At 40.4% G+C, this 8308-nt stretch carries 10 protein-coding genes; 5 read left to right on the forward strand and 5 right to left on the reverse strand.

Going from position 1 to position 8308, the window contains the following annotated elements; translation table 11 throughout:
* Positions 1-52 precede the first annotated feature (52 nt).
* Positions 53-241, forward strand: coding sequence for a hypothetical protein (locus tag ACFFAP_RS32260; protein WP_375515037.1), 189 nt, complete (start codon positions 53-55; stop codon positions 239-241).
* Between the two features lie 293 nt (positions 242-534).
* On the opposite strand, the gene ACFFAP_RS32265 is transcribed toward ACFFAP_RS32260, so the two are convergent.
* The gene (locus ACFFAP_RS32265; RefSeq protein ID WP_375515038.1) at positions 535-1005 is read right to left on the reverse strand and encodes a tellurite resistance TerB family protein; all 471 of its coding nucleotides are present in this window, start codon (positions 1003-1005) and stop codon (positions 535-537) included.
* A gap of 369 nt (positions 1006-1374) precedes the next feature.
* Between ACFFAP_RS32265 and ACFFAP_RS32270 the strand changes: the two genes are divergently transcribed.
* On the forward strand, positions 1375-1782 hold the full coding sequence (locus tag ACFFAP_RS32270) for a hypothetical protein (protein WP_375515046.1): 408 nt from the start codon (positions 1375-1377) through the stop codon (positions 1780-1782).
* Positions 1783-1821: 39 nt separating this feature from the next.
* Here ACFFAP_RS32270 and ACFFAP_RS32275 read toward each other — a convergent pair whose 3' ends face one another.
* On the reverse strand, positions 1822-2289 hold the full coding sequence (locus tag ACFFAP_RS32275) for a hypothetical protein (protein WP_375515039.1): 468 nt from the start codon (positions 2287-2289) through the stop codon (positions 1822-1824).
* 247 nt (positions 2290-2536) lie between these two features.
* Here ACFFAP_RS32275 and ACFFAP_RS32280 point away from each other — a divergent pair, with 247 nt between their 5' ends.
* On the forward strand, positions 2537-3310 hold the full coding sequence (locus tag ACFFAP_RS32280; protein WP_375515040.1) for a hypothetical protein: 774 nt from the start codon (positions 2537-2539) through the stop codon (positions 3308-3310).
* A 7-nt stretch (positions 3311-3317) separates the two neighbouring features.
* Here ACFFAP_RS32280 and ACFFAP_RS32285 read toward each other — a convergent pair whose 3' ends face one another.
* Positions 3318-4091, reverse strand: a complete 774-nt coding sequence (locus tag ACFFAP_RS32285; protein ID WP_375515041.1) for an SDR family oxidoreductase — start codon at positions 4089-4091, stop codon at positions 3318-3320.
* 128 nt (positions 4092-4219) lie between these two features.
* Positions 4220-5059, reverse strand: coding sequence for a nuclear transport factor 2 family protein (locus ACFFAP_RS32290; RefSeq protein WP_375515042.1), 840 nt, complete (start codon positions 5057-5059; stop codon positions 4220-4222).
* Between the two features lie 84 nt (positions 5060-5143).
* On the opposite strand from ACFFAP_RS32290, the gene murG reads away from it, so the two are divergent.
* Both murG and ACFFAP_RS32300 read left to right on the forward strand, forming a co-directional pair.
* On the forward strand, positions 5144-6217 hold the full coding sequence (gene murG, locus ACFFAP_RS32295) for an undecaprenyldiphospho-muramoylpentapeptide beta-N-acetylglucosaminyltransferase (protein WP_375515043.1): 1074 nt from the start codon (positions 5144-5146) through the stop codon (positions 6215-6217).
* A gap of 59 nt (positions 6218-6276) precedes the next feature.
* Positions 6277-7620 (forward strand): hypothetical protein, encoded by a 1344-nt coding sequence (locus tag ACFFAP_RS32300; protein WP_375515044.1) that lies wholly within the window; start codon positions 6277-6279, stop codon positions 7618-7620.
* Between the two features lie 134 nt (positions 7621-7754).
* On the opposite strand, the gene ACFFAP_RS32305 is transcribed toward ACFFAP_RS32300, so the two are convergent.
* Positions 7755-8120, reverse strand: a complete 366-nt coding sequence (locus tag ACFFAP_RS32305) for a VOC family protein (protein WP_375515045.1) — start codon at positions 8118-8120, stop codon at positions 7755-7757.
* Positions 8121-8308: the final 188 nt, after the last annotated feature.

Here is an 8308-nt window from a genome sequence, read left to right on the forward strand (position 1 = left end):
TTTGAGTATTTTAACTGATTGACAAAATGCACTTTACTTTAACCTCTCACGGATGGACACTAGCCTAACCTACAAAGGAGTTGCTCTTAATCGCTCAACAGGAAGCGTTTCTTTGTTCCAAGTACGTCCACAAGCCTCCGCAGATGCTTATATCTGGCTAAGAGTTCCCGATGGGATCAATAATTTGGACATTTTTGTGCCAGATACAGCTGCATTTAAAAATGTACCAATTTCTAATTAGTGGTCTACCGGACAATACGGTTCAGTTAAGGTTATTCGTGTAAATAATTGATCTTTGAAGACGCGATATAATTGATCTTTGAAGACGCGATAAATCGCGTCTCTACATAAGGGTTTTGGGCTTATCTGAACTGTATTGCTCTATCGGATTAATTTTGATAACGTGCAAGATTCCCGACTTGATAAAGAAGTCGGGAATCTGAACAACTTAACTCAAACAAAATTATTCCATACTCTAAATTAGCAACCCCAAATTAACGATGCTAGATGACTGAGGCTGCAATTCAAAAAGGATTACTCCTCTTCTTCCTCTTCTTCCTCTTCTTCTTCTCCAAATACTCCGTCAATAAGTTCTTGTGCGCGTTCGTCTGAAATATTTAAGGCTTCCTGAAGCTCAGAGATATAATCTTGTTCAGCTTCGGGTACTTCTTCATCAATCCCTACCACTAAGATAGCTGTGATGTATGCAGCTTCGCAATAACGTTTATTGGGTAAGGATTCGATGGACTGAGCGATTAAATCTTCCGGTTCTTCTTCTTCTATCAAGCTGACGACTTTTTCGGTCAATTCTTCAAAGTCTTCATCGGAGTAATCTTCAAACAAGTCAATTTGACTAAGAAATTCACTCAAAGCATATTCTTCTGTTGAAGAAATACCTTCACCGTCAGCCCCTGCGGAAAACAACCCAAGGATTGCGATCGCAACTTCTGGTTCTAGAGCAACTGAACTAACACTACGGCCTTTGGGCAATTTGCGTTTAGACATAATTATCCTCTAAAAGTTACCTGATATTTCAGGAAGTCATACATTGCGGTTTATAATGCTTCCTAAATTTAGAATTCCCAAAAAAATGCGGAAATATACATTGGTATAAATATTTTTTCCTGAAAAATACGCAGATATACATTTTTTTGCGTATAAAAACGGTTAAGCTGCCCTGAATTATCAAACCTACTTTTCACGGTATCTAAAGACCGTGTACGGTGAAAGTCGCAAGCACGGTTTCGGATGGGAGGGGTGATGCAGTAATGCACACCTCGACCCTAACAGTGATGGTTCCTGAGCTTATCGAAGGACTGAGTTTCCCGCATAGCAGGTATTCTTATGAAAATAGCAGATCAAGCAGTGAATAACATAGTGCGGTTAGTTTTGACAGCAATATTGCTGGTGCTAGTGACAGCTTGTGGCAGTATTGGACTGCTACCAACTAGCGAGTTAGTGCAAAAAGCGATCGCACTTGGGCTAGACCAAACTCAACAAAAACTTAGCCAACAGTTGGATCTAGATTTTCAAGGATTTGAAATCAAGCGGCTATCAATTACCCAGGAACAACCCCTAACGATTGAAAATTTACCAACTTTCCACGTTCGGGGAACCTACGACTTGATTCTCAAGCTACCAAAACGGCGCTTGACGCAACCAAAAAAACCTTTTGATGTTTACCTGCAAATTCAACAAGAAGGCAAAACCTGGCGATTGCTACTTCCAGAAAAGGGTAGTAAAAATACTCAATCAATTTGGCGTAGCTATCTCATCCAATAGAGACAGGGAAAGGTTTAAATTGTCTCACGTTTTCCCAAGCTACAGGTTAAATTTTGTGTATCCTGTACCGTCATCTTCTGCAAGAATTACAAAATCGAAGGATTCAACTAACCCCTGTATTGCACCAGTTCCGCCATAGGGATAGCTAAAGGGTTCAAATTCAAGTTTAGCTCTGTCGGCAGAAACCATCCTACAAGCAATTAATTGATATTCACCATTTTGAAAAGCATCAAACATAGAATACAAGTCCCAAGGAGTTTTGAGGCTAGGATCTGTCCACCTCTGTTCCACAGGTGTTGCAAACCAGCGACGCAAATGTTCACTCTCTTCTTCTTCACTAGGCCACCAAAAATGTGATAGTGCTTTGCGATCAAAAAAAATTAGCCAATCTTCTTCATTACGCCAAGAATTATTGTCTTTATCTTTTTTAATTTCGTTGAAAACTTCACAAAGGGCATTGAATCTTTTGCAATCATCTACTTGAAACTCTACAAAACAGTATTTCATTATTTCTCCCTTCTCTGTTTCTAAGGAGTGGTTCATTTTATTTATATATGTGCAACTAAAAAAACCATCACAATCATGTTTGTTGCTACTTTCGTTAAAAGGGTAGCAAAGAGAGTTAACCTAATTGGCATAGCTATTTCATTGAAAAACTGGTGTGTGCAAATAGAAAAACCATCACAATCATTCCCGTATAACTGCTGGGGTATTGTCATGATCGAGGTGATGGTTTCACCGGAGACAGGGCAAAATGTATATCAACTTTTTTATCAGTTCCATTGCTGGAATTGTAATTGTGGTGCTAACAGCTTTTGGCTTACTGCAATGGTTGCACATCCCTACTGGTAACTTTCTTGATTGGGTGATTGGTGGTGCAAGCTTTTGGTGGCTGTTGGTAATTGTTACTGTACCGTGGAATGTACATTTTCAAGCTAAAGAAGTCTTAGCAGAAGCAGCACAATCCAAAGAGAAAGGAATTCCAGTCGATGAGAAACAAGTAAAGTATGTCACAGTGTTGGCAAAGCGATCGCTCTGGGTTGCCATTGCTTTACACTTATTCTCAGCCGTTGGTCTTTATACTCTTGCTGCCACTGGTATTAGTACCGTAGGTTATATAAGTTCTGGTGCAGCTTTGTTATTAACAATTCTGCGTCCAGCTATTCGAGCTTATGAGTATTTATATGCGCGGTTAGCGATGATTCGCCAAGAATGGAAGTATCCCCGCGAAGATATTGTTGAACTGCGCGATCGCTTCTCTATATTGGAACAAAAAATCCAGTCATTCGAGGAGCAACTTAACCCAGAACAATCTTATTCATTACCCGCAACTCAACAACGCTTTGCCGAAGAAACTCGCAGAGATTTAGCTCGAATTGCGGCTAACTTGGAAGAATTACGGGCGACAAATCAAACTGAACATGAACGTTTGGCAAGAGAAACACGAACTGCGATCGCGCAACTTTCCACCGACGGGCAATTTCTCGATCATGTGCGCGAAATTATTCGATTTTTTAAGACCGCTTAATTATTATTTATGTTCGCCGATTAACTAGAGTAGCGCTAGCTTGGTCAACAGGCATCAGCACAACTTCATTAATATTGACGTGGGGCGATCGCGTCACACAGAAAAATATCACATCAGCCACATCATCTGCTGTCAGGGGCGTAACTCCCTGGTATACTTTGTTGGCGCGTTCCGCATCTCCGTGAAAGCGCACATTGCTAAATTCCGTTTCTACCATACCAGGGTCAACAGAAGTTACACGTACCCGCGTTCCCAACAGGTCTTGTTTTAAACCTTCAGAAATCGCCCTCACAGCAGCTTTGGTAGCACAGTAGACATTACCACCGGGATAGGTTTGATGTCCAGCAATGGAACCTAAATTTACCAGATGACCGCGATCGCGGCTCACCATTCCCGGAACAACATAACGGGACACGTAAAGTAAACCCTTAACGTTAGTATCAATCATGTCTTCCCAGTCTTGAAAGCTGCCTTCGTGCAACTTGTCTAAACCACGACTTAGACCAGCATTGTTAATGAGGATGTCGATGTTAGACCAGGCAGAGGGTAGAGTAGAAATGGCTTCTTCTACAGCGTTGCGATCGCGTACATCTAGCTGTAACAAATGAATTTCAATACCAAATTCTTTAACGAGAGTATCTGCTAGCTGCTGCAAACGTTCCAGCCGTCGTGCCGCTAAAATAAGTTTTGCACCCGCACCAGCAAAGATTCTCGCGCAAGCAGTACCAATACCACTACTTGCACCAGTGATTAAAATGATTTGATTTTGTAGGCAAGTCATTAGGATAGTTAGGAGTGAGGAGTTAATAGTTATGAATTATGAATTAGTACAAGTTTCATAGTTCATAATTTATCATCAGTCGTCTATTCCTCCTAACTTCTAACTCCTGTACGCGATTAATCGCGTCTCTACTTTTTCACCACTTGCAGGCGCTGAGTTACCATTGTCATCCCATTACCCCGCAGGATCACAGCAGAAACCCACTGGCTACCAGAGGTAGATGGTGCTTGTGCAGTTTTAAACAGTCCGCCAGATGTTAGTAATTCCAAATCCACGGGTGTGGCGTTGAGAAATTTATCTGCTTGGATAGGTTCCTGTAGCGCCGTTCCTAGTAGAAAATCATCACCAAGTGGCTCTTGGACGATCGCATCAAAATTATACTTCTGACCAACCAGCACCTGCTCTGGTAATTTAATATCAATTTGGGGCGGCTTGCTGCCAGAGGTAATTAGGGTGCGTTCTGACAAAATGTCTTGGTGAACGATTTTTCCGCCTGCAATGCGCTGACGTGATTTAATCGTGGCATTGAGAGCCGAATTATTACTGCTAGCGGAAGGTAAGCCAGTTATCTTCGTTTCTGTTTCGGCAATAATCCCATTGCCTTCAGGTTTACTAGATAGCAATTTTGTACTGTATTGCAATTTGGGATATCGTTGCCAAAGTGAAGTCAAAGACTTTTCCAGGGTTTGCAGGTTTAATCCATCCCCATGAGTGAAGTTGGGGCTGTAGAATTGCAACACTCCTTTAACATCGCCCCGACTGGCGGCTGCATCAACTTGTGTCAGCAGGTTTTTCAGATCGGCTGGTGCATTTTGGGCTGTACCAGCTTGGACTAATTGTTGTGGTGTTGCCGCTTGAGTGCGTTGCCAACCACTTGTTAAACCAAGGGTTAGCAGGAACGAAACTAGCCAGATACTAGCTGGAAATCTGAGTTGTCGTCTCACTAAGGCCGTAATAATGTTTGTCATTGGTAAGAGTTTACTGATTTGATGAGAGAAAGTAAGGAAATTGTTTTATCTTAGTTAAGCTAGACGCTAAACGGTAAAGGTTTGATGGCAAACGCACCGATACGATTATTAATAGCTGCCAGTGGAACTGGTGGTCACTTGTTTCCAGCGATCGCACTGGCCCAAAAGCTGCCAGATTATCAAATCGAATGGCTGGGAGTAACCAATCGACTAGAAACTCAACTTGTCCCTAAAGAGTATCCCTTGAATACTATTGCAGTTGAAGGGTTTCAGCAAGGGTTTGGACTCTCCTCGATTCGGATTTTAAGTAAACTCGCCCTTTCGATTATAGAAGTCAGGCGAATTTTGAAGCAGGGAAATTTTCAAGGGGTGTTTACCACAGGGGGTTACATTGCCGGGCCAGCCGTCATTGCGGCGCGTTCTTTCGGTTTACCCGTGGTTTTTCATGAATCTAACGCAATACCTGGTAAAGTAACTCGCTTTTTTGGCCCTTGGTGTAGTGCGGTAGCCTTGGGATTTGAAGTAGCTGCTAAGTATTTGCCCCGGGCAAAAAATGTCTGTGTTGGTACTCCTGTAAGGGCGCAATTCCTTGATGGGGCAATTGATGCACCTCTGGATTTAGCCATTCCTGATGGTGTTCCTTTAATTGTCGTATTTGGTGGTAGCCAAGGTGCAGTTGCGGTTAATAAGTTGGTGCGTGAATCTGCAAAAGCTTGGTTTGATGCTGGTGCTTATGTAGTACATTTAACTGGCGATCGCGACGAGGAAGCAGATAGTCTCAAACATCCACAGTACATAGCCTTACCTTTTTACAACAATATGGCAGCGTTGTTGCAACGAGCAACTCTTGCCATTAGTCGTTCTGGTGCTGGTAGCTTGACAGAATTGGCAGTATGTGGAACCCCAGCGATTTTGATTCCTTATCCCTTTGCCGCAGAAGACCATCAATCTTATAATGCAGATGTATTTACTTCATCTGGTGCGGCGTTAACACTGAAGCAATCGGAGTTGACGACTGAAGCATTGCAAAGTAATGTGTTGAATTTGTTGCAATCACCAGATGAGTTAGCAAAAATGGGGGAAAAAGCTCATGCGATCGCAGTTCCCGATAGTGCCGAAAAGTTAGCGCAATTAGTGCGTGAGGTGATAGAAACTTAAAAAATTCAAAATTCAAAATTGAAGATACTAAGAGATAATAGGAATTTATTCTCTAGGTTATGAATATCTTATTTAACCAAAAATTCCGTATCACAGTAGGTTGTGCTGCCTTATTGCTTGTCAGTTTAGCCAGTAGCCATTTATATACTCAGTTAAAAACTAAACAGCTAGCCCAACAAGATCAGTTTTTTACTCAGCAAGAAAATTTTACCCCACTTAAATCACAAATTTCTCTCACCTCAAATCAAGTTGTTCATAAACTTGATTTGAAGTTGAAAAATCCTTTAATCACTAAACAAACATCTGATGAGATTCTAAACAAGCAAAATTCTTTATCATCTCAACAGAATTTGTTAGCCGCATCTGCACCCTATCCAGTTGTCGATGAGTTCAAAAAATATAAATTTAGTATTAATGGCAGCCAAGTTGTTACTCCAGTCAAACTGCCAAGTAGTAAGGTCAACTTCAATCAAGAAAATTTATTAACCGTTCTCGTTAATACTAGAAAATATTTTCAAGATTATAGTTCAGAAGACCCAGATATTCTGCGTACAGGAATGCTTGCAACTCAAGGCGTTACTATTCCAGATGTCCTTAATACTTTGAATTTCATGATTGTTGTTTTAAAAGAGGATATTGCTAATAATCGAGCTACTCGTTTACAAGACTCCAAGTTTATCAATTCCAATTTCCGAGTTATCAAATGGACTGCTTATAACCCCAAGAATAAACAACAAAAGCAATTACGAATAACCAAATATGCTGTTTTCACTCACTCCGGTTCTCGCAAGAAAACCTCTACTTTTAATACACCAATTTATAGTTTAAAAGAAAATTCTAATAACGATAAATTTTACACTAGATATACAAAGCAGGATGTTTTATCGGGTATTTATGAACCAGGTGGTAGAGAATTTGGAAAAGTTACAAGTCTCGCTTATCTAACCAGAAATGGCTTAGAAGAAGCAATTATGGAAGGAACAATCCTGATTAATTTTACAGATGGTTATAAAGCATTTTTCAATGTAGATAGAAATAATGGAATGTCTTATATTCGCGGATTGAAGGCAACAGCACAAAAGCGTTATTGGTATTTTAGAGAAGTTGATGCTATTAAAGGCTATGGATACAAAATAGATGCAAAAATTTCTATTAAACCCGGAGTCACTTTTGCTGGAGATGTTTTAAATATCGGTTTAGGTAAAGTGATTATAATTGAGCATACTCAAGGTGGTCGCAAACATCTGCAAATGGGAGTCATCGCCGATACAGGCGGAGCCTTTTTACCCAATCTTTATCAACTCGATTTTTTGGCAGGTATATTTAAGAATAAAAAAGAATTTGGCCAGAATATCAGCCAATTGCCGGACTATGCCACAGCATATTTTTTAGTAAAGAAGTAATGCATTGACTTGATGTGAAAAAGTAAGAATTCAGCAATCACGAGTCAGAAGTCAGAATTTAAAAGAAATGGAGTATGAGCGGGAAATTTATGTATGAAGTATTCTTCTGACTCCTGAATTCTTACGTCAAATATCTATGCACGGGTCAACAATTCTAAGTTGTGACCATCAGAGTCATAGAAATAGAAGCCACGACCTTGGTTCCAGTGATTAATTTGTCCTTTATTTTTATGCATGGGGTCACTACTGTACTCAATACCTGCCTCTTTCACGCGGGCAAAAATTGCATCAAATTCTTGATCACTGACATGGAACGCATAATGATGTTGCTCGAACGCTTCAGCGTCGGCGAAGTCAAGCGTCAGTGAATCATTTATATGCACAGCAACGAAGTGACCAACGGGAACCTCGACCTCTAAACCAAAAATTTTTGCAAAGAACCTCGCCGATGCTTCCTTGTCGTATGCAGGCACTATGGTGTGATTTAGAGTAATTGTCATGTCACACCTCCTTTCCTAATTTTGGTAGTAATTGATATCAACTCTCTATTCAGAGTCGATAACAACAATGTTCCTTCCCATTTTATTTTTTGGGCGCTAACACCAGCATAGACCTATTATATAAGAAAAAGTAATGAGTTATATCAGATTTACTGAAGTAATAAAACTTGATAAAAAAGTGTAAAGCA

The sequence above is a fragment of the uncultured Nostoc sp. genome, assembly GCF_964245575.1.
Lineage (GTDB): Bacteria > Cyanobacteriota > Cyanobacteriia > Cyanobacteriales > Nostocaceae > Nostoc.

Excerpts from the sequence above, each read along its gene's own strand:
- ACFFAP_RS32260 (WP_375515037.1), top strand. The coding sequence starts at position 53 with ATGGACACTAGCCTAACCTACAAAGGAGTTGCTCTTAATCGCTCAACA.
- ACFFAP_RS32265 (WP_375515038.1), bottom strand. The coding sequence starts at position 1,005 with ATGTCTAAACGCAAATTGCCCAAAGGCCGTAGTGTTAGTTCAGTTGCT.
- ACFFAP_RS32275 (WP_375515039.1), bottom strand. The coding sequence starts at position 2,289 with ATGAAATACTGTTTTGTAGAGTTTCAAGTAGATGATTGCAAAAGATTC.
- ACFFAP_RS32280 (WP_375515040.1), top strand. The coding sequence starts at position 2,537 with ATGTATATCAACTTTTTTATCAGTTCCATTGCTGGAATTGTAATTGTG.
- ACFFAP_RS32285 (WP_375515041.1), bottom strand. The coding sequence starts at position 4,091 with ATGACTTGCCTACAAAATCAAATCATTTTAATCACTGGTGCAAGTAGT.
- ACFFAP_RS32290 (WP_375515042.1), bottom strand. The coding sequence starts at position 5,059 with ATGACAAACATTATTACGGCCTTAGTGAGACGACAACTCAGATTTCCA.
- murG (WP_375515043.1), top strand. The coding sequence starts at position 5,144 with ATGGCAAACGCACCGATACGATTATTAATAGCTGCCAGTGGAACTGGT.
- ACFFAP_RS32300 (WP_375515044.1), top strand. The coding sequence starts at position 6,277 with ATGAATATCTTATTTAACCAAAAATTCCGTATCACAGTAGGTTGTGCT.
- ACFFAP_RS32305 (WP_375515045.1), bottom strand. The coding sequence starts at position 8,120 with ATGACAATTACTCTAAATCACACCATAGTGCCTGCATACGACAAGGAA.